16 protein-coding genes are annotated in these 21,173 nt (G+C 67.0%); 4 read left to right on the top strand and 12 right to left on the bottom strand.

The window, feature by feature from the left end:
- Positions 1-132 precede the first annotated feature (132 nt).
- Both ACXJLH_RS01195 and ACXJLH_RS01190 read left to right on the top strand, forming a co-directional pair.
- A complete protein-coding gene (locus ACXJLH_RS01195; protein WP_457442209.1) occupies positions 133-984 on the top strand; it encodes a PIG-L deacetylase family protein in 852 nt (283 codons plus the stop codon).
- On the top strand, positions 981-1,961 hold the full coding sequence (locus tag ACXJLH_RS01190) for a succinylglutamate desuccinylase/aspartoacylase family protein (RefSeq protein ID WP_457355834.1): 981 nt from the start codon (positions 981-983) through the stop codon (positions 1,959-1,961). The genes ACXJLH_RS01195 and ACXJLH_RS01190 overlap by 4 nt, the downstream gene beginning before the upstream one ends.
- A 59-nt stretch (positions 1,962-2,020) precedes the next feature.
- Here ACXJLH_RS01190 and ACXJLH_RS01185 read toward each other — a convergent pair whose 3' ends face one another.
- From ACXJLH_RS01185 to yghU, 6 genes are read right to left on the bottom strand one after another with little or no spacing between them, the layout of a single operon-like run.
- Positions 2,021-3,643, bottom strand: coding sequence for a diguanylate cyclase domain-containing protein (locus tag ACXJLH_RS01185; RefSeq protein ID WP_457442208.1), 1,623 nt, complete (start codon positions 3,641-3,643; stop codon positions 2,021-2,023).
- Complete coding sequence (locus ACXJLH_RS01180) at positions 3,640-5,133, bottom strand: RAD55 family ATPase (protein WP_457442207.1); 1,494 nt, start codon at positions 5,131-5,133, stop codon at positions 3,640-3,642. The genes ACXJLH_RS01185 and ACXJLH_RS01180 overlap by 4 nt, the downstream gene beginning before the upstream one ends.
- Positions 5,130-5,579, bottom strand: coding sequence for a hypothetical protein (locus ACXJLH_RS01175; RefSeq protein ID WP_457442206.1), 450 nt, complete (start codon positions 5,577-5,579; stop codon positions 5,130-5,132). The genes ACXJLH_RS01180 and ACXJLH_RS01175 overlap by 4 nt, the downstream gene beginning before the upstream one ends.
- Before the next feature lie 33 nt (positions 5,580-5,612).
- Positions 5,613-5,951 (bottom strand): hypothetical protein, encoded by a 339-nt coding sequence (locus ACXJLH_RS01170; RefSeq protein ID WP_457355826.1) that lies wholly within the window; start codon positions 5,949-5,951, stop codon positions 5,613-5,615.
- 36 nt (positions 5,952-5,987) lie between these two features.
- Entirely contained in the window at positions 5,988-6,617 is a 630-nt protein-coding gene (locus tag ACXJLH_RS01165) for a glutathione S-transferase family protein (RefSeq protein ID WP_457355824.1), read from the bottom strand.
- Entirely contained in the window at positions 6,614-7,495 is an 882-nt protein-coding gene (gene yghU, locus ACXJLH_RS01160) for a glutathione-dependent disulfide-bond oxidoreductase (protein WP_457442205.1), read from the bottom strand. Before yghU ends, ACXJLH_RS01165 begins: the two co-directional genes overlap by 4 nt.
- Positions 7,496-7,601: 106 nt before the next feature.
- Here yghU and ACXJLH_RS01155 point away from each other — a divergent pair, with 106 nt between their 5' ends.
- Together ACXJLH_RS01155 and ACXJLH_RS01150 are read left to right on the top strand one after the other, a co-directional pair.
- Positions 7,602-8,252 (top strand): DsbA family oxidoreductase, encoded by a 651-nt coding sequence (locus tag ACXJLH_RS01155; RefSeq protein WP_457442204.1) that lies wholly within the window; start codon positions 7,602-7,604, stop codon positions 8,250-8,252.
- Between the two features lie 104 nt (positions 8,253-8,356).
- The gene (locus ACXJLH_RS01150) at positions 8,357-9,349 is read left to right on the top strand and encodes a recombination-associated protein RdgC (protein WP_457324421.1); all 993 of its coding nucleotides are present in this window, start codon (positions 8,357-8,359) and stop codon (positions 9,347-9,349) included.
- A 100-nt stretch (positions 9,350-9,449) separates the two neighbouring features.
- On the opposite strand, the gene ACXJLH_RS01145 is transcribed toward ACXJLH_RS01150, so the two are convergent.
- From ACXJLH_RS01145 to ACXJLH_RS01120, 6 genes are all read right to left on the bottom strand, one after another.
- On the bottom strand, positions 9,450-10,520 hold the full coding sequence (locus ACXJLH_RS01145; RefSeq protein WP_457442421.1) for an asparaginase: 1,071 nt from the start codon (positions 10,518-10,520) through the stop codon (positions 9,450-9,452).
- 202 nt (positions 10,521-10,722) lie between these two features.
- Entirely contained in the window at positions 10,723-12,798 is a 2,076-nt protein-coding gene (locus tag ACXJLH_RS01140) for a TonB-dependent receptor (RefSeq protein ID WP_457442203.1), read from the bottom strand.
- Positions 12,799-12,915: 117 nt separating this feature from the next.
- A complete protein-coding gene (locus ACXJLH_RS01135) occupies positions 12,916-13,299 on the bottom strand; it encodes a hypothetical protein (protein WP_457442202.1) in 384 nt (127 codons plus the stop codon).
- 276 nt (positions 13,300-13,575) lie between these two features.
- Entirely contained in the window at positions 13,576-16,785 is a 3,210-nt protein-coding gene (locus ACXJLH_RS01130; protein ID WP_457442201.1) for a response regulator, read from the bottom strand.
- 8 nt (positions 16,786-16,793) lie between these two features.
- Positions 16,794-18,371, bottom strand: coding sequence for an ABC transporter substrate-binding protein (locus ACXJLH_RS01125; RefSeq protein WP_056196740.1), 1,578 nt, complete (start codon positions 18,369-18,371; stop codon positions 16,794-16,796).
- Positions 18,372-18,546: 175 nt separating this feature from the next.
- Positions 18,547-20,991 (bottom strand): TonB-dependent receptor, encoded by a 2,445-nt coding sequence (locus ACXJLH_RS01120; RefSeq protein ID WP_457442200.1) that lies wholly within the window; start codon positions 20,989-20,991, stop codon positions 18,547-18,549.
- Between the last annotated feature and the right edge of the window lie 182 nt (positions 20,992-21,173).

Below are 21,173 nucleotides of genomic sequence, written 5' to 3'. Positions count from 1 at the left end.
GGCGCATGCGGCGTTGCTCGTCGTTGTGGGCGCGAGCCCGCGGCCTCCTCGCGCCTTGCCTGCCCCCACGCCAGACCCAACGCGGGCCACGCTCACGGCCTCGCTGGCTCCTACTCTCTGTAGGATGCCGGCATGTCCCTGGATGCAGACCTCGCGCGCTGGCGTGAGCACCTTTCCCGCTTTGCCGAGCTGTTGGGCAACCCGCCCGACCGCGTGACCGCACCCGGCCGCGAGCCAAGCCCCGGCCATTGCCTGATCTTCGCGCCCCACCCCGACGATGAATGCATCGTCGGCGCGCTGCCGCTGCGGCTTCAGCAGGAGGCCGGCTGGCGGGTCGGCAATGTCGCCGTGACCCTGGGCAGCAATCCCGAGCGCCGCGAGTCGCGCTGGGCCGAGTTGCAGGACGCCTGCGGCGTGCTCGGCTTCGACTGCATCCGCGTTGGCGAGGACGGCCTGTCGGACGTGCGCGCCGACACGGCCGAACGCGAGCCGCAGCTCTGGCGCGCCCATGTCGACACCATCGCCGCGCTGCTGGCCCGGCATCGCCCGGCCCTTGTGCTGGCACCGCATGCGCTGGACGACAACCCCAGCCACCGCGGCGTCTACCGCCTCGTCGCCGAAGCGCTGGCCGCCGCACGCCTGGACGCGGTGCTGGCCCACACCGAGTTCTGGTCCACGCAGTCGGCACCCAATGCGCTGGTGCAAACCAATATCGCCGACACCGCCCGCCTCATCGCCGCGCTGGAGCGCCACACCGGCGAGATCGAGCGCAACCCGTATCACCTGCGCCTGCCCGCCTTCCTGGCCGACGCCGTGCGCCGCGGTGGCGAGTTGGTGCTGGGCGCCGGCGAGGAGCCGCCCGACTTCGCTTTCGCCACCCTCTATCGCCTCGTTGCCTACCGCGCCGGCCAGCCCGCCGCCGAACTGCCGCGCCGCGTCTTCTCCGCCGACAAGGCCCTGTCTTCCGCCCTGCTCCAGTCATGAACCAGCCCACCCACATCCGTGTCCACCAGTTCGCCGGCCTGCAACCTGGCCCGCGTTTCCTCGTCACCGGCGCTGTGCATGGCAACGAAATCCATGGCACCAAAGCCATGGCCGAGATCATTCGCCAGCTCGATGCCGGCGAGCTGACACTGCTGCGCGGCACGCTGACCCTGGTGCCCATCGTCAACCCGCTGGCCCACCAGCTGAACCGCCGCGAAGGCGACCGCAACCTCAACCGCAACCTGCGCCCGCCGGTCATCGCGCACGATTTCGAGGACCGCATCGCCCGCCAGCTCTGTGCCTTGATCGCACAGCACGACGGCATCCTGGATCTGCACAGCTTCCAGGGCCAGGGCCCGGCCTTCGCGATGATCGGCCCGCGCAACAACAGCGGCGAGCTGGAGCCCTTCTCTCAGGAGGCGACCGAATCGGCGCTGGCCGCGCGCCTGGGCGTGGGCCGCATCGTCGAGGGTTGGCTGTCGACCTATGCCCTGGGCCTGCAGCGCCGCCAGCAGCGCGAGCACGACGGCTCACGCCGCGCCTCGCTGATCTCCGACCCGCACTACGGCGTCGGCACCACCGAATACATGCGCTCCACCGGCGGCTGGGCCATCACGCTGGAATGCGGCCAGCATCTGGACCCGAACGGCCCCGAGGTCGCGCGCATGGCCATCCTGCGCTCACTGGTGTTCCTGGGCATGCTGGACGCAAGCGCCGTCGAGCCACACCGCCCCACTCAGGCGCCTGAGCTGCTGCAGCTCTACGACGTCATCGACCGCGAGGCCGAGGGCGACCAGTTCGAGCAGGGCTGGGCCAGCTTCGACGCCATCGCGAAGGGCCAGCGCATCGGCACCCGCGCCAGCGGCGAGGCCGTGCTGGCACCGAGCGAGGGGCGCATCGTGTTCCCGAACACCAAGTCCGCGCCGGGAACCGAGTGGTTCTACCTGGCGCGGCCCAGCGACCGCAAACTCGCCTGAACGCTGCGGGCAGCTCCGCCATCGAGGCCGCCTGCTGTATGCCGGCCTTGCGTCCCCACTCAAGGCGTGGCAAGCGCGGCCAGGGGCAGCTTGACGATGAACTCGCTGCCCTTGTCATGGCCCGCGCTGACGGCCACCACTGTGCCGCCATGGGCCTCTACGAGCTCGCGCACCACCGCCAGGCCAATACCTAGGCCGCCGTGGTGCATGGCCATCGCATGCTCGTTTTGCACGAACAAGTCGAATACATGCGGCAGCGCCTCGGCCACGATACCGATGCCGTTGTCCGACACGGTGACCGAGATCACGCGATCGATCACGGCAGCCGTGAGGGCGATGTGGCCCCGGTCACGCGTGTACTTGACCGCGTTGTCGAGCAGATTCCGAAAAACTTGCTCGAGCCGCACGGGATCGCCATGCACGTTCAGCGGGCCTTGTGGAAGAGAAACGCGCAGGCGCTGATGCTTCTCGTCCATCGCCGGTTGGCAGGCCTGGGCCACCTCGCCAAGGATCTCCACCAAGTCAACATTGCCGCAAACCAGATGGAACTTGCCCGTCTCGGCGCGAGACCCATCCAGCAAGTCGTTGACGATGCGGGTCATGTGCGCGACCTGCCGCTTGATGACCTCCTGCAGCCACGCATGCCGGCTTTCATCACCGCGGGATCGGCTCAGCAATTCCGCGGCATTGCTCAGTGGTGCGAGTGGGCTGCGCAATTCGTGCGCGACCATCGCCAAATGGATGACGTGCTGCTGATGCGCGCCCGTGGCCCGCTCCGCCGATACCCTGGATGCGAGCGCTGACAGGAGCAATTGCTCGTTGGCGTCACGCAAAGCATGACGGTGGGGATCCGGGCTGGGCGTTGCATCCAGCGGCACAGGCTGCGTCCCCAGACCGTGCGTGTCGCCGAAGTCCGGCACGTGCCCGCTGTCGGGCACGTCCTCTGCGCCGTGGAACTGGAACATGGCACCGCCCATCTTCTTGGCGCGGTACATGGCCGAATCGGCCTTGTCGATGAGCTGCATGGCCGTACGACCGTCATCGGGGTAGATCGCGATGCCGACGCTGGCACTGACCCTGAACGCGGGCAGGCTGTCGATGCGAATTGCAGCAATCCCGTGCAGCATCTTCAATGCAATCTGAGCGGCGTCACCGGCTTTCGATATCTCGGCGAGGAGCACCAGGAACTCGTCACCGCTGTGGCGACTGACGGTGTCCGAATCGCGCACGGCCATCCCAAGATTCAGGGCGACCAGCTTGAGCGCCTCGTCGCCGATCAGATGGCCGAAGTTGTCGTTGATGTGCTTGAAACGATCGATGTCGACAAACAGCACCGCACTGCGTGTGTGCCGGCGCTTGGCCATCGACAACGCCGTCTGCAGCCGGTCCAGCATCAGCGCGCGATTGGGCGTGTCGGTCAGGGCATCGCGCTGGGTGATGCGCGTCATCGCCATCAACTTGTCCGTCGCCGCCTCGGCAATCGCCTCGGCTTGCATCACCGCCAGCACGAGTTGCTCGTTCGCGTCCCGCAGTTGCGCGGCCTGCGTGGCGCTGAACTGCTGCTGCACCTGTTCCAGGTCTTGCCGCAGGCGCAGGAGCTCCGCACGGATGGCACCGACGTCTTCGTCAGGCTGCTGTGCTTGGGCAGGTGGCGCCCGCGGCGGATGGGCGTCGTCGCTCACGGCGGCTTCGGTGCTCGAAATGACGCAGGAGGCGCCGGAGCCCCTGCCTGGCGGGTTGGCCGGCCGGCCAGCTGGCCTTCATAGCCCTCCAGCATTGCGCCGATCTGGATGCCCTCGTCGTTGACGTGGAACAGGCGCAGCTCGTTGGAGTGCGCGCTGGCGCGGACCTTGACGACGGCCAGCACGCGTTGCAGGCGGCTGTCCACCTCGATATACCGCTGCACGATGATGGCGTCGGTCAGGAAGGCCGTGCCATAGGGACTGAAGCGCAGGTCGTCATAGCGGTCTTCCAGCTCCGACGTCATCAACAGCGTGGCGCCGGTGCTGGCCAGTGCGGTGACCATGCGCGCGAGCGACTCGCGGAAATCCTCGCGGAAGGTTGGCGCGAGCGCGAGCTCGAAGCCCGACAGCGAGTCGATGACCACGCGGCTCGCGCCCAGGCGTTGGATCTCCGCGATCAGCAAAATCGACAGTTCGTCGACCGACATGCCGGCCGCCTGCGTGTCCACAAGCCCGACGCGGCCGCTCCCGACCAGCTCGGCCACCACCGGCGTGCGCGAGAGATTTGGGCGCTGCTCGAAGGAGGCGATGACGCCCGTCTCGCCGTGCCGTGCGCCTTCTGCAAGAAAGGCCGAGGCCAGGATGGTCTTGCCCGAACCCGAGGGCCCCGCCACCAGCAGTGAATAGCCGCGTGGCAGGCCGCCGCCCATCAAGGCGTCAAGGTCGGGCACGCCGATGCTGAGCCGCTCGCCTGTTTCAGCGCCCGCATTGACGGGCGGAAACGACTGCAGCACGGGCGGAAAGACGGTGATGCCGTCAGAACCGATGCGGAAGGTGTGCAGGCCGGGCGAAGTCGCCTGACCACGCAACTTCATGACTTCCATATTGCGCACGACGGAGTTGCGCTTGGTGCTCTGGCGCAGCCAGATCAGGCCGTCGGCGACGGTGAAGACGGGGTTGGGATCGGCGTCGGTGAAGTACTCGCCGATCAGGAAGGTGGTTGCCTGCCAACTGGTCATCAACATGCCGAGCTGTTGCACGAAATGCTGCAAGGTGATGTAGCTGTTGCCGTTGCCCTGGCTGGCCAGCATGACCGATCGGAAGGAGTCGACGAAGACCAGGCCGGGGCGATGCTGCTCGACAGCAGCAACGATCTTTTCGAGCACCTTGTCCAGATCCCCGGCGGCGGTGTCGTCGGCCAGGTTGATGAAGTAGATCGAACGGTTGACCTCGTCGCTGTCGAAAAACTCGAACTGCTGCATGTAGCGCAGCATCTTCAGCGGCGGTTCGCCAAGCACGGTGAAATAAAGCGCCGGTCGTTCGGGCGTGGCAAGCGCGAACATCATCTGGTGCGCCAACGTGGTCTTCCCGCAGCCCGGCGGGCCGGCAATGATGTTGAACGAGAACTCCGGCAGGCCACCGCCCAGCACCTGGTCCAAGCCCTGCACGCCTGTGGCCAGGCGGTTGATGGTTGCTTTGGCGGTGGTCATGTCTGGGAGTCCTGTGCGGGCGCGTCGGTGGAAGGGGGTGCCCATACGGGATCCAGCAGCCGCTCCGTGAGCGTGGCGCCGATCAGGCTGGACAGGAGGTCGTAGAAGGTACCCAGCAACGCGGCATTCAGCGCGGCGGCTTCGGCGCTGGCCTGACCCGCCAGGACCGCGCGCAATGCACGGAAATCGCCAGGGCGGGCATCCGCATTTGCAGCGGCGGCCAGCGCAGGATGAGCGGTTCGCGTGAGGTGCAGGCTGCGCTTGAGCAGCGCTGCGACGCCATGGCGCCCGACGATGGGTGACAAGGCGGCGTCGATCCGGCGCCAGACCTCACAGGATGCGTCGGCAATCACCGCCGCACTGGCGCCCTCTGCGAGCTGACGTGCCAGGACCGCTTCGATGCGTTGCGGTCCAGTTGACATGCACGACCCCATCAGTTGCCGCAATGCGGACTGACGGATGGTACCCCCCCCGCGTGGCTAGTACTGACCGATGAACTGGAAGTGAAGCTCGGGCGACTGTGGAAAGTCCGCCGCCCTCAGCTTGGCCTTGACGTTAGCGGCGAGAGAAGAGAGCTGCTCGACGGATTGCGTCACGTACTGATCATGCTCGATGCCCAGTGAGGCCAGCCTTGTGCCGATGTACAGGAAGTAGTCTTCACCGTCTGTCATGCGTCCCGTGTAGGTTTCCAGCCCGACCGACCTCGCCTTCTGGCAACGGACATCGCTGCCCGTATCGCAGGCGTCAAGCCCCTCCTCGTCATCAGGGTCAAGCCCGAACTTGATGCCGTAGAAGGCGATGAATGCGTCCGCTCCCATGGTGCTGCCTTTCAATGTCTGACGGTGATCGATGGCCTACGCCATCGTGCCTCTCATCTCCATCGCCGCTCGCCAGCGCCGCAGATGGGGATGCTCGTCACCGGGCCTGACCTTCACGACCCGCGCAAAGTCCACCGCCACAACGGCCGTGATGTCGGCAATGCTGAACTGGCCAGCGGCGATGAAGTCGCGCTCCGCCAGATGCGCATCCAGCATTGCGAAGAAGGCCTGCACCCGAGCCAGCCCGCGCTCGGCCAGCGCGGGGATCTGCGCGTAGTCCACTGGCCCCGCCAGCGCGCGGTTGGCCATGGCCGGGCTGCTGTTGCGGAATGCCTCGGCAATCGCCAGCAGGCCCTCGAACTCGACGCGCCACTGCCAGCCCGCGATCTCGGCCTTGTCGAGCGGGCTGCGGCCGAGCAGCGGCGGCTCGGGGAAACGCGCCTCGATGTAGGCCGCAATCGCGGCGTTGTCAGTCAGCACGGCGCCCTCCTCCGTCACCAGCGCCGGCACCGTGCACTGCGGGTTGATGCGCCGGAACGCCTCGCCCATCTGCTCGCCATTGCGCAGGTCGACCTGCACCGTTTCGTGCGGCGCCCCCTTCTCGGCCAACAGGATGCGCGCGCGGCGCGGGCTGGGCGCGGTGGCGCAGTCGTAGAGGGTGATCATGGTGCCGCCAGCTTGTCTTGCGTCTTGGTATCGAAGTCGCTGGCCTCGTGGCGCTCGTGCAGCTGGCTGTTGGGTTCGCCCCAGGTGCGGTTGACCTTGCGGCCGCGCTTGACGGCCGGGCGCTGGGCGACCTCGTCAGCCCAGCGGATGACGTGGCTGTACTCGTGCACCGACAGGAACTCACCCGCGCCGTAGAGCTGCCCCTTGGCGAGCGCGCCATACCAGGGCCAGATGGCCATGTCGGCGATGCTGTAGGCCTCGCCCGCCAGATACGGCGCTTCAGCCAGCCGGCGGTTCAGCACATCGAGCTGGCGCTTGACCTCCATGGCATAGCGGTCGATGGGGTACTCCTGCTTGGTGGGCGCATAGGCGTAGAAGTGCCCGAAGCCGCCGCCCAGGAAGGGCGCGCTGCCCATCTGCCAGAACAGCCAGCTCAGCGCCTCGGCGCGCGCCGCGCCACCTTCGGGCAAGAAGGCGCCACCGAACTTTTCCGACAGGTAGACAAGGATGGCGCCCGACTCGAACACCCGCACCGGTTCTGGCCCGCTGTGGTCCACCAGGGCCGGAATCTTGGAATTGGGATTGGCCTCGACAAAGCCGCTGCCGAACTGTTCGCCCTCGTTGATGCGCACCAGCCAGGCGTCGTATTCGGCGCCGGTGTGGCCCAGCGCCAGCAGTTCCTCCAGCATCACGGTGACCTTGACGCCATTGGGCGTGCCCAGCGAATACAGCTGCAGCGGATGGCGGCCAACGGGCAGCGCCTTGTCATGGGTGGCGCCGGCGATGGGGCGATTGATGCTGGCGAACTGGCCGCCGCTGGCCTTGTCCCAGGTCCAGACCTGGGGCGGGATGTAGTCGGTCGTTGTCGGATCGGTCATGCGGGCGTTCCAGGATGCAAACCCGGCAACGCTAGCGCAAAAGCCGGTCACACCTCGCAAACCTGCAAACCAGAGGGGCATCTCGATGCCCGCGAAAATGCCACCCATGCGCATCGACTTCATTTCCGACATCGTCTGCCCTTGGTGTGCCATCGGCCTGTATTCGCTGGAAGCGGCGGCGGCCCGCATCCCCGGGCTGGAACTGGACCTGCACTTCCACCCCTTCGAGCTCAACCCCGGCATGAAGCCCGAAGGCCAGGACATCGAGGAGCATCTGGCCGAAAAATACGGTGCCAGCCCGGCGGCGCTGGCCGGCACGCGCCAGGCGATCCGTGAGCGCGGTGCGGCGCTGGGCTTCGAGTTCCGCATGGAGGCGCGCGGCCGCATCTACAACACGCGCGACGCCCATCGCCTGCTGCACTGGGCGGATGAAGCCTTTGGCGGCGCCGTGCAGCGCACGCTGAAGGTGGCAATGCTGAAGGCTTATTTCACCGATGGCCATGATGTATCCAATCACGAAGTGCTGCTGAGCCTGGCCACCGCCGCCGGCCTGCCCGAGGCCGAGGCGCGCGAACTGCTGGCGGGCACGCGCTATACCGAGGAAGTGGCTGCCGCCGAGGCGGAAGTGCACGCCCAGGGCATCCACGCCGTGCCGGCCATCATCGTCAACCAGCGCCACCTGATCCAGGGCGGCCAATCGGTCGAGGTGTTCGAGAAGCTGCTGCGCCAGGTCATGGACGAACCGCACCTGGCCTGACCCACCCCTCGCCGGCGCCGCCGCGCGACCTGAGACAATCGCGGCCTGATCGCTGCCTATTTCCGAAGCCCGCCGCTGGCGGGTTTCTTGTTTGTATCGAGCCCATGTTCAAGAACCTCATCGTCTACCGCATCGGCGAGGGCTGGCAGCCCGACGCCACCCAGCTGGCCGACAAGCTGGCCAAGGAACCCTTCCTGTCCTGCGCCCCCACGCAGCCCCTGGCCGTCGGCTGGGCCCCGCCGCGGGACGTCGAGCACGCACCCCTGGTCGAAGTCATCGACGGCCACTGGCTGCTCAAGCTCAAGCGCGAGCAGCGCCTGCTGCCCTCCTCCGTCGTGCAGGAGCGCATCGACGAGCTCGCCGAGCAGATCGAGGCGCAGACCGGCCGCAAACCCGGCAAGAAGGCCAAGAAGGACATGAAGGAGCAGGCCACGCACGAGCTGCTGCCGCGCGCCTTCACCAAGACCTCGGCCACGCGCGTCTGGATCGCGCCGGAGCAGCGCCTGCTGTTCGTTGACGCCGGCTCCGCCAGCCGCGCCGATGAGGTCGTCACGCTGCTGATCCAGGCCGCCGACGGCCTGTCGTTGCAGCTGGTGCAGACGGCCGAGAGCCCCGCCGCCTGCATGGCCGCCTGGCTGCTGGACGGCGTGACGCCCGAAGGCTTCCAGATCGAGCGCGAGTGCGAGCTCAAAGGCAGCGACGACGAGAAACCCGTCGTGCGCTACGCCCGCCACCCGCTGGACATCGACGAGGTCCGCGCCCACCTGACCAGCGGCAAGATGCCGACCCGCCTGGCCCTGAGCTGGAACGACCGCGTTGCCTTCACGTTGACCGAGGGCTTCGCGATCAAGAAGATCAGCTTCCTGGACCTGGCTTTTGAAGGCCGGCCCGAAGCCAGCGGCGACGAGGCCTTCGACGCCGACGCGGCCCTGGCGACCGGCGAACTGGGCCGGCTGATCCCGGCGCTCATCGAAGGCCTGGGCGGCGAGCATGACTTCGCCGCGGCAGGTGCGCCCGCCTCAGCGCCCGCGCCCGCCATCGCCTCTCTGCCGGCGAATGTGCCTGAGGACGCACTCAGTGAGTCACCGCCCTGGTGACACCCCAGGCGTCGGATCGCTTGGGTAGCTTGGCGCGGCACCGGCAGGCACGCCACAACGGTGCCGTCAGCCGCGCAAGCTCTCGGCACGCTCCGCTAGATCAATATTCCCAGAAGATCCGCTGCAGCTCAGCGGTGGTCTGCGGCTTGGTCAGGGCCACGGCGGCCAGGATCTTGGCCTTCTGGGGGTTCAGGTCGTGGGCCACCACCCAGTCGTACTTGTCGTCGGGCTGTTCGGCGTTGCGCAGCACGATGCCGTCAGCCACGCGGCTGGAGCGGATGACCAGCACGCCCTTGTCGCGGATGGACTTGAGCTTGTCCACCGCGTAGTCGGGCACCGAGCCATTGCCCGTGCCGGCGTTGATGATGGCCTTGACGCCCGGCGTGGCCGCCGCGTCGTACAGCGCCATGTTCATGCTGCCCGAGCCGTAGACGATGGACACGTCCGGCAGCGCGTCGATGGTGTCGATGTCGAACTCGGAGTTCGCGGTATGGCGCTTGGCCAGGCTGCGGAACCAGAAGGTCTTGCCCTCGACCACCATGCCCAGCGAACCCCATTGGCTGCCAAAGGCGCTGGTCTTGATGTTCACGCGCTTGGCTGTGTCACGGCCGGACAGAATGTCGTCGGCCATGGTGATCAGCACGCCCTTGCCCTTGGCGCTGGGCGAAGCCGCCACCACCACCGCGTTGTACAGGTTCAGCATGCCGTCGGCCGACATCGCGCTGCCCGGCCGCATCGAGCCGACCACCACGATGGGCTTGTCGCTCTTGACCACCAGGTTCAGGAAGAAGGCGGTCTCTTCCAGCGTGTCGGTGCCGTGGGTGACGACCACACCGCCCACTTCCGGGTCCTTCAGCAGCGCGGAAACGCGCTTGCCCAGGGTCACCAGCTTGTCGTTGGTGAAGCTCTCGGAGGCGATCTGGAAGGCTTGCTCGCCGCGCACGTTGGCCACGCTGGCCAGTTCGGGCACACCGGCGATCAGCTTGTCCACCGGCACCTTGGCAGCCTGGTAGGTGGCGCTGTTCAACGCCGAGGCGCCAGCACCGGCGATGGTGCCGCCGGTGGCGACGATCACCACGGTGGGTTTGGCGGTCTGGGCCAGCGCCGGCAAGCCGGCGAAGGCGCTGGCCGCCAGCAGCGCGGCGCAGGCGGCGCGCAGGCCGAAGGTCATGGATTGCATGCAGGGTTCTCCTCTGGTTGTAAAGAAACCAGCGCGAGTAGATGCGAGAAACGGGCCAGCATGAATACCGATCCGGCATTCACGCTTTCAGAAGGCGCATGACTCCAGTGCATTGCCCGGGCCGGGCCGCGTGCAAAAGCGCTTCAAGAGCCCGGATCAGCAGCGGGGCAGCAACGCGCGCATCGTCGTCTCTTCAGAACCCCATCTTCAGCGTCACCCGCACCGTGCGCGGCTCGGCCGGGTGGACATGACGGTCGGCCACCGACGCCGCCTCGCCGGGCAGTTGCGACTCGTAGAAGTACTCGATGTCGTTGAGCTTGCGGTCCATCAGGTTGAACACGTCCACCGTCAGCTCGGCCTTGTCCCACAGCTTGCGGCTGACGCGCAGGTTGGTCGTCAGCGACGAGCGCGAGCGCACGCTGTTGTCCTCGACCAGCGAGCCCGAGCCGAGGTAACGCCACTGCAGGCTGGCCGACCAGGGACCAAGGTCGCGCAGCGTGACGGCGATCGATCCGACCTTGTCGACGGCATTGGGAATGCGGTTGCCCGCGGGGTCGAAATCGGCAAAACGGGCACGCGTCCAGGCCAGGTCGGCGTCGATGAGCAACCAGGGTACAGGGACATAGCGGTTGTTCCACTCAAGCCCATGACGTTTGCTGGGCCGGGTGGCCTCGGTCGCGCCCGCGTCGCCCACATAGACGAGTTCGGAGTCGAAGTCCAGCTTCCAGATCGCGACCGAACTCTGCAGGCCCGGCACCCATTCGGTCCGTGCACCCAGCTCCAGGCCGCGCGCCGCGACAAGACCCGGCACCTTGTCGACCGCGTCTCCGGTCTTGGGGTCGATGGTGGCCGTCGTGCCACGCGCGTCATTGCTGTGAAAGCCGCGGCCCGCGTTGAAGAAGAACTCCGTCTTGGCCCACGGCCCGGCGATCAGCGAGAACTTGGGCGACAGCAGGTGGGCCGAGGCGCTGCCGGAGTTGGCGGCGTTACTGTAGCTATGCACCTTGAAGCGCGCCTCGTCCGCGCGCAGGCCGACGACGCCGCGCAGCCAGGGCGTCAGCTCGACCGAGGTCTGGCCGTAGACGCCAAGCTCGGTCTCGCGCACCTCGTCGTCGCGCGTCGTTGCGGTGATGCGGCGCTCCACGGTGTCGTAAAGGCCGACGCGGATGCGGTCGTGACGCAGCTGCAGGCCGATCTCGCTGCGGGCCGGCAGGTCGCCCAGGCGGTGGTCGACGGCGTGGCTGGCATTGGCGCCGTAGACGCTGCGCCTGTCCTGCTGCAGGAACTGGTCGCCGTCGTCGGGCCGCTCCAGCGCGTAGGTGAAGTTGGAGAAGAGCTTGAGCCGGTAGTTCATCGCATAGGCCGCGACGTTGGTGGTCTCTGTGCCGGTATTGCGATGCCATTCACCGGACAGGCTGCTGCGGCGCGTCTCGCCGCCGTCGCTCTTGTCGATGGCATCGAAGCGGCCGAACGGCTGGCCGTTGAAGCTGCCGGCTGTGATGAGACGCTCGGGCACCTGGTCGGTCGAGGTCCACCGGGCGTCATAGGTCATCAGGCTCGTGCTCCAGCCCTCGGCGCGCGTGCCACCCGAAAGAATCAGCACACCGTTTGTCTTGCGCAGGTGTTCGGGCAACTGCCACGGCCCGTCGTTGTGCTGCACCTCGATGGCGCCCAGCAGATGCATGTCGCCCAGGTGCGTGAAGCCGGCGCCGACAAAGCGCTGGAACTGGCGCTGGCCCAGCGTCAATGCGGCGAAGCTTTCGTCCAGCGTGTTGCGGTAGGCGATGTCGGCCGAGCCGGCGGCGGCGAAGTCGCCGTTCTTCGCAAAGTACGGGCCCTTGCGGTACTCGATGCGGTCGACGAGCTCGGGGATCAGGAAGTTCAGGTCCGAGTAGCCCTGACCGTGGCCGTGAGACGGCATGTTGACCGGCAGGCCGTTGACGGTGGTGGCGAAGTCGGTGCCATGGTCAAGGTTGAAGCCGCGCAGGAAGTACTGGTTGGCCTTGCCGTCACCCGAGTGCTGCGTGACGATGAGGCCGGGCACGAACTCCAGCACCTCGCCCGGGCGCAGCGCGGGGCGGCTCTTCAGCAGCTCGGCGCGGATGGTGCCTTGGGACGCGGCGTCGGTGCTGCCGACGGCGTTGTCGTAATGGCGGCCGGTGATCTCGACCTTTTCAAGCACGGCTGAGGGTTCGGCCTGGGCTGCGGAGGCGGCGAGCAGGCAGGCGGCGGCCAGCAGCGTCGGCTGGAAGCGGCAATGTTTGGACATGGGAGTTCTCGGCAAGCCTGCGCGCACGCAGGCACCGCTGGGTCCGGTCAGGACGGGCGGAAGTCAGGGGATCGGATTGGCGCAGCAAGCGCCATGGCACGCGAAGGCGCCTGTCGATCAGCCGCGAGGAGGGGTCAACGGCGGCGCGACGACACGGTCGCGCCAATCGAGGTAGGTCGCGGCAGGGTGATCGCCGCCCTCGCCCACCGGCAAGGTCAAGCCGGCCGGCAGCCAGGCGAGGAAGGCCGTCACAGCGCCCTGGGCGGTGTCGTCAGCCGGATCGCCGACCTCGAGCACGTCGGCGTCGTGCTGGGAGTGATTGTGAAAGACACCCCCATGCTCGTGCATTTCCGCGCCATGCCCATTGCTCAGCACCTGAGAGCGCTTGGAGCCCTGCAGCCGCGGGTCCTGTGCGGCGTGCAGATGGTCCAGCAGGGCGCGCAGTGGCTGGGTCAGGCCCGCCAGCACGGCGTCATGCCGAGTCGCCGTGCCGATATGCACATGCCTGTGACCTTGGAGGCCCGCAACGAGTTGCACCATACCCTGGAGCGGCAACACGACGAGCAGCAGCACCAGGACGGCAGCACGCGTTCGATGGAGCAGTGATGACAGGGTGGATGGCACGGGCGTGATGACGAAGGGACCGAGGCGGACGCAGGCCAGGCGACGCATCTTCGGGCACCAGCATTTCCCGCGTATGACATTCGCTTGCTTGTCCTACGTGGGCCATCGGTGGCCGGATTCACTGAAGGCGTCGCCGCAGCCTGGCAATGACGATCACGCGGCCTGCGCGGTCTCACTCTCGACGGCCCGGAGCTCGTCGACGACCTTGTCGAGGTGGCTCGCCACGTCATGCACCATGGCGTCCACCTCGGCGTCGCGCGCGCCATGCAGGCACCCCCGCTCCAACGCAGCGGCAGCGGCCTGCACCGCATGCATGCCGAGCGTTCCGGACAGGCCCTTGAGGTCGTGCGCGGCGCGCATGGCGGCGTCGGCGTCGCCTGCACGGCGTGCGGCGTTGAAACGCTGCGCGAAATCGGCCTCGCGGTCGCGGAACATGCTCAGCACACGGCGGTACAGCACGCCGTTGCCGCCGACATTGGCCAAGCCGCAATGCGCGTCGATGCCGTTCAGCGCCTGCAACGCGTCGGCGCTGCTGTCGTTGCCCACCACCACCAACCCGCTCGGTTTGACCCATTTCGCGAGGGTGGCGAACATCTCATCGACCTTGATCGGTTTGGCGATGTGGTCGTTCATGCCCGCCGCGATGACGGCTTCACGATCGCCGACCATCGCATTGGCGGTCATGGCGATCACGGGCAGCGCCTGCAGCGCCGGCTGCTGGCGCAACGCCCGCGTCGCTGCATAACCGTCCATGACGGGCATCTGGCAGTCCATGAGCACCGCATCAAAACGCTCGCTGGCCAGCTTGCGCAGCGCTTCCTCGCCATTGCCGGCGACGCTGACGACGATACCGGCGCGGCTGAGCAGGTCGACGGCGAGTTCCTGGTTGATCGCGTTGTCCTCGACCAGCAGCACATGGGCACCGGCCAGCGCCTTTCGATGGTCGAGTTGGGCTTCTTCGCGCCGCGCATTGCGCGTGGGGACGGCAAGCGAGCGTCCGAGTGCGGCAGCGCAGGCATCCAGCAAGGTCGAGGGCGTGACCGGCTTGGTCAGCAGCGCGCCGGCCCGCAGCTTGTGCTCGGCCAGGCGCTGCCTCACCTCTTCGCGGCTGAAGGCCGTGGCCAGCATCACCAGCGGTGCCGGGTGGCGCAGCTCGGTCTGCTGGGCCAGCGCCTGCGCGCAGGCCACGCCGTCCATGCCCGGCATCTTCCAGTCGAGCAGCAGCAATTGGAAGGGTGCGTCGCCCGCGTCGGCCTGCATCACCCGGTGCAACGCTTCTTCGCCGCCAGCGGCGGTATCGACCTGCAGGCCCAGCGTGCCGCACATCGTCGCAAGCAGCTCGCGCGCGGCGGCGTTGTCGTCGACGACCAGCACACGCGTGCCGCGCAGGCTGGTGTCCATGGCTGCGTCCGCAGCGCCGGGCTGCAACCCGAAATGCAGCTCGAAGTGCAGACGGCTGCCGCGGCCCAGCTCGCTCTCGACGGTGAGCTCGCCGCCCATCAGCTTCACCAGGTGGCGGCTGATCGCCAGCCCGAGGCCGGTGCCGCCATAGCGCCGGCTGGTCGAGGCATCGGCCTGCGTGAAGGGCTGGAACAGGCGTTGCAGTTGTTCAGGGCTCATGCCGATGCCGGAATCACCCACGGTGAAGCGCAGCCGGGCCGATTCGCCGTCCTGTTCCACCACCTTCACGGCGACGATGACCTCGCCGCTGTCGCTGAACTTGACGGCGTTGTTGCCCAGGTTGAGCAACACCTGGCCCAGGCGCGATGGGTCGCCCACCAGTGCCCGGGGGACCGCGAGCGGCAGGTCCAGCAGCAGCTCCAGGCCCTTCTCGTCGGCCTTCAGGCCCACCACATTGCTCAGGTTGTCCAGCACGTCGCCAAGGCTGAACGGGATCGTCTCGATGTCGAGCTTGCCGGCCTCGATCTTGGAGAAGTCGAGGATGTCGTTGATGATGACCAGCAGCGATTCCGCCGCCGCATGCGCCTTCTGGATGTAGTTGTGCTGCTGCGGGTTGAGGCCGCTTTGCAGCGCCAGGTGCGACATGCCCAAGATCGCGTTCATCGGCGTGCGGATTTCATGGCTCATGTTGGCCAGGAAGCTGCTCTTGGCCTGGTTGGCAAGCTCGGCGACGTTCTTGGCCTGCTGCGCTTCGCTGTACGCGGCTTCGAGGTCGGCAATCGTGTGGGCCAGGCGGGCCGTCATCGAATTGAAGCTGGTGGCCAGCATGCCGGTCTCGTCGCGCGCTTCGACGGGCGCCTGGGCGGTGAGGTCTCCGGCGGCGATCCGTGCCGCCACCTGGGTCAGGCGCTGCACCGGCCCGACGATGCTGCGCCGAAGCAGGAACGCCAAGGCTGCACCGAATGCCAGCGCAGCCAGGCCACCGACAGCCGTCTGGGCACGCGAGCGGGCCAGGCTGTCCCGAGCCCGCGACAGCTCGGTCTGCAACTGCGCCTGCTGCTCGGCGGTGATCTGGTGCAGCAGGTCGAGAAGCCCTTGCGCCTGCGGCACGACCTCGGTCCGATACAGGTAGAGGTCCTCGTAGGCACGCGCGCTGTCCTGGATCATGCGGATGCGCAGGGTCAGCTCGGTCAGCGCGGCCCGCGCCGCCGCGATGCGGTCCAGGTGGGCGCGCTGCGCAGGCGTGAGCAAGGGGCGACGGGCGTAGAGCCCGTCCCACAAGGCCGCATTGGTGACCAGCTGCGAGCTGTACGTCAGCCTGAAGTTGCCTTCGCCCGAGGCGCCGAACGCCATCACGTTGGTGGCCAGCACATCGAACGAACTCTGGAAGGTGAGCATCTCCGCCAGCACTTCGCGGTTCACCGCGTCGGCAGGGCGCGAATTCTGCAACTTGATCATGGCCTCGGTCTCGGCCAGCACACGCACCCGCTGCGCCTGCACGTCCATGCTCGACAGTCGCAGCGCCGGCCGGTTGCGCAAGGTGTCCTCGTGCAGCTCGAACAGCTGTGGCGGCAGGCGTTTCCAGCGCGCGTAACGCTCGTTCAAGGCCTGCACCTGCTTGCGCTCGCCCTCCTCCCAGCCGTCGGCCAAGCCCTCCAGCGATGTCAGCGCGCTCTCGAACGCCCCGCGTGCTGCGTGGTAGTGCCCGATGTCTTCGCGGTCAGACAGCACCAGGAAGCCGCGCAGGTGCAACTGCATGCTCAGCAGCGCCTCCTGCGCCTGGGCCGACGCCCGCGAGGCCGGCGCCCGCAGGCCTTCGCTGATTTCGATGTCCCGGCTGGCGTTGCGGCCCGCCAGGATGGCGAGTGCCACCACCAGCAGCGTCAGCCCGACGAGGACCCCGACGCCGACGGTCAGCTTGGTGCCGATGCCCAGTGACGCTACCCGGAAATTCCAGCGCATGCCCGTGATCAATAGCCCAGTGAAGTTCGATACGCCTCTCGTTGCCGCTCGCGGCCGAGCCGGATCGTGATCTCTTCGAAATCGACGGCAGCGGCCTCGAGCGCTTCTGCCGGACTCAATTGACCGGCCGCCGCCTGCATGAGGCGCAGATCCAGCGCCAGCACATAGCTGTAGGTTCCAGGGATTCGCAGGTAGGGGATCTGCTGCTTGTTGCTGAAAGTGCGTTCGAACGCGCTGAGATAGTCGCGGACGTCGGCCGGGTCCCAGTTCGCTCGCAGATACGGCGCCAGGCTGCCCGTGCCTTCAGGCGGCAGCATCTGGGATTTGCGCCCCGGATCGACGCCGTCCCAGCCCCGCGCCGCATAGACCTGCGACTTCTCCTTCGCCGCCAGCAGCGCCAGCAGGAAGTACGCGGCCTCGGGCACCTTCGAATACTTGGAAATCACGCCGGCCCAGGAGGCACCGCTGGTGTTGCCGACCTGGTTGACGCCTGCGGTGCTGGTCCATTTGCCCCGCGCTATGTCGTAGTACGCGTGCGTTCCGGGCGCCGGCGCAGCGCCGGTCTTGCCCCTGACCTTGCTGCCCTGTTGTTGAGCCAGCGCGCCGAGGTCGCCCCAGGTGAGCGCAAACGCCGCGCGGCCCGCCAGGAAATGGTCCCAGCCACGGCCATGGTTCCAGGTCAGCATCTCGCGCGGGCCGAACTTCACCAATTCAACGAACAACTCGAGGGCGCGCACGTGGCCGGGGCTCTTGATCAGCGGCTCCATCGTCTGCGGGTCGAACCAGTACAGCCGCGCATTGGTGGGGCCGATGACGAAGGAGGCCGACAGCGTCATGTAATTGAACATGCCCTGACTGCCCGGCTGCAGCGCCAGCACGATGCCGTGATCCGGCGTGCCGTCGCCATTCATGTCCTGGCCGTTGAAGTACTCGACCTCATCGCGCAACTGCGCCCAGGTCTGCGGCACCGCCAGCGGGTAGCCGTACTTCTGCCTGAACGCCGCCTGGTGCCGCGGGTGATTCAGCAGGTCGCGCCGGTAGTACAGCACCTGACCGTCGTGGTCGTAGGCGACCATGTACTTCTTGCCGCCGTAGGACAGCAGGGTGCGCGGGCCGGGCAGTACGTCGTCGATGTCCCACTTCGGAAATCGCGGGTCGTTGTAGAACTTCTCATACGACAGCAGGTGCCCGCCAGCCACCATGTCGCCGACCCACCAGGCAGCGGCGATCGACGCGTCGTACTTGCCGGTGTGGTTGGTCATGTCCGAGATGATGGTCGGGTAGTGCTCCACACCGGCCAAGCGCACGATGTCGAGTTGAGCACCGGTGGCCGCCTCGAACTCCTGCTTCACTTCGAGCAGCGCCACGCTGATCGCGCTCTTGGTGGCGATCACCGTCACCTTCTGACCCGCAAACAGGCACGTACCCGGCGCGCAGGCTGGCAGCACACGCGGCACGGGGACATCGTTGGCCTGGCCAACCGTGACGGTGGTGCTCTCGGGCCTGACGGGCGCGTTGGCCTCCGGGCCGTCAGCGGCCTGTGCCAGCGGGATCCAGCCGGTCAACAGCACCAGGCATGCACCCATGAGCCTGCTCAGAGTCATGTCGCCTCCATGAGGCCGGGGGTGCGTCGATATCGGAGGGCCTTGCGCAACCCACCGAATCGAGCCAAGCCGTGCTCACCAACCTCGATCCCACTCTATTCCACATCTCCAGTCCGCGGATTGGTGTTTGGCCGTACCGGCCCCTGTGCCGCTCGAGTCACCATTCCTGGGTCAGCGTCAGGCGAACATTGCGGCCAAACAGCGGTCGGCCATAGATGGCATCGGCCGAACCCTGCCCGGCCACCGCATCGGCGCGCGGGTTGCCTTCGGTCAGGCCCTTGGCGTTGGTGGCGTTGTCCACCATCAGCTGCACGGTGGTGCCGCCCCTGCTGGCCGACGTGCCCAGCGCCAGGGTCTGGTAGGCCGGCAGCGCCGTCGTGTTCTGCAGATCGACGTAGCGCCTTCCGGTGAAGTTGAAGCGGGCGTAGGCGCTGGCCTGCCAGTCCGCCACGGCGAAGTGGACAGTGGGACGGATGTTGCCCCAGGCCTTGGGCTGGCGGATGGGCAACTTGCCTTCGGTCGTCAGCGACTGGTTGCCTGCAGCGCTGACCATGTTGCCGGACTTGGCCGGGCTGTAGGTCGCAGCGCCGTCCAACGTGAAACTTGAAATGAGGCGCCACGAGAATTCGAACTCCACGCCAGGGCTCTTCACGTCGCCGATGAAGACCTGATTCGTGATGGTTCCAGTGGCGGGATTGATTTCGGCCACCGTCGTCGCAAAGGGCTTGAACTGGCTCAGGAAGACGGTGGCGAAAGCCGAGAACGGCTCGGTCGAGTACTTCAAGCCGGCCTCGTACTGCTTGGCCTTGGTCGTCGTCGGCGCAGCGAATGTGTAGACGTTGATTTCGCCCGGCAGACGGTAGGCCACGGAGGCGCGCGCATACACGCCCATGGCTCGCGTGAGCTCCTGATTGACACCGACGGTCCAGGAGGTCGGGTGGCCGTCAATCGGGCGCGGGGCGTTGACGCCGGTGTAACCCAGCGTCGAGTTGTCGGCCAGGGTGGCGGCGTTGCCCAGGTCGTACCGGGCCGTGTTCTTGCTGTAGCCGTCACCCTTGTAGCCGCTGCGCCGGACACCGAAATCAAGCGCGGTCTGCGGCGCCGGCTTCCAGGTATCGGCCAGGTAGACCGATGTCTGGGTGACCGTGGACTCGCCGCCGATCAGCGTGGACGAGTAGCGCAGCACGCCGTTGTCGGTGACGCGGCCCAGCACGGCGCCGCCGGCGTCATAGGCGACCAGGTCCAGCGGCCGGGGCTTGCCGGCCAACTCCAGCAGCAAGTCCTGGAAGCGCAGGTTCATCGTGGACTTGTAGCGCGACAGCAGCAGGCCGCCGGTCAGGCTGTGCCGGCCTGCAAGTTCAAAGTCACGGGTCACGCGCAGGTCGTTGGCGATGGTGTTGAAGTCGTTCTGGATCGAGCGGTAGCCCGCCTGCGCAACCAGGCCCGATGCAGCGTACGGATCGTAGGCCGCGGACTGGCCGGCGTAGGTATAGCCCAGGCGGTTGACGCCAGTACCGAACGCCGTGCGCGAGGCAGTCAGGAAGCTGGTGGCAAAGGTGTTGGCGTCCGCCGGGTTGACGGTCGAGTACAGGGCATCGAAGTCAAGCTTGCCTTTCGTCAGCCTCAGCTTCTCGCTGAGCTGCCATCCACCCAGGTTGAGGTTGAGATCAGCGCCGGTGTTGAAGTAGCGCAGGTGCCGGCCGTCGGACAGGTCACGCGATTCGGTGGCACTGCCCGCGCCGCCCACGGTCGGGTAGATGAACTTGACGTTGCGCAGGTAGGGCGAATTCAGCGTGCCCTTGAAGTAGTCGATGTAGGGGTTCAGCGACTTTGACGGATCGCGCGGGTCTGCCACGGGAATAGGCAGCAGGAACACATTGCTGTCGTCGAAGACCTTGGCAAAAAACCTGGCTTCACCGTTGTCCAGCCTGTGCCGGATGTTCAGCCGCAACTGGCCGCCGGTGTCGCTGGGAAAGCCGTTGTCACGGTAGCCCCGGTGCTTGCGGTAGAAGCCGCCGAAGGCGTAATACGTCCGGTCGGCCAGCTTGCCGGAGGCGAAGCCATCGAAGCGGTACAGGCCGGTGTCGCCCAGCGTGAGTCGGGCGCCGTGCTCCGCCACTTCACCGCCCTGGCGCGTGATCAGGTTGAGGATGGCGGCCGCGTTGTCCGCAAATATCGGCGCCGGCCCGCCACGGACGACTTCGACGTTCTGGGTCATCAGGTCCGGGCGCAGCATGACGTCGCCCTTGAAGAAGTACCCGTCGTTCTCCCCGTAGATGAGCATGCCGTCTTCCTGGAACGTGAAGAAGTTCGACTCGTTCGGAATGCCGCGCACGCGATAAATGTTCTGGGCCTCGCCGCCGGTAGCTTCGGCCTGCACACCCGGCACCTGACCGAGGAGATCCGCCGTGTTCAGCGGCCCGAGCTTGTCGATGTCCGAAGATGACAGGCTCGAAACGGCGTAAGACGTGTCGAACTTGCGGCGGGCCACACCCGTGCCGGTGACCACCATCCGGTCCAGGCTCAGGCGGTTGGCCGCCGGGGGCGTCGACGGAGCTGGCGCTGCGGACGAGGGGGCGCTGGCGGCAGGTCCAGCGCTCAAGGGCGTGTCCTGCGCGTGTGCGGCGACGGCCATCGCTAGAGTGGCTAGCGCGACTACTGTCTGCGGGAGCCTCGGGCGGAGCGTTGGAGCGTGTTTCACGTTGTCTCCAGATGTATCGCCGAACTCTTGCAGTGTAGGCAGGCGAGAGACGAGGCGCCAGACGAGGATGAGCGTCCGCTTTG

This window comes from Roseateles sp. P5_E4 (assembly GCF_054049255.1).
The sequence above is the reverse complement of the archived record's forward strand: the minus strand, read 5'-3'. Positions and strand labels throughout refer to the sequence as shown.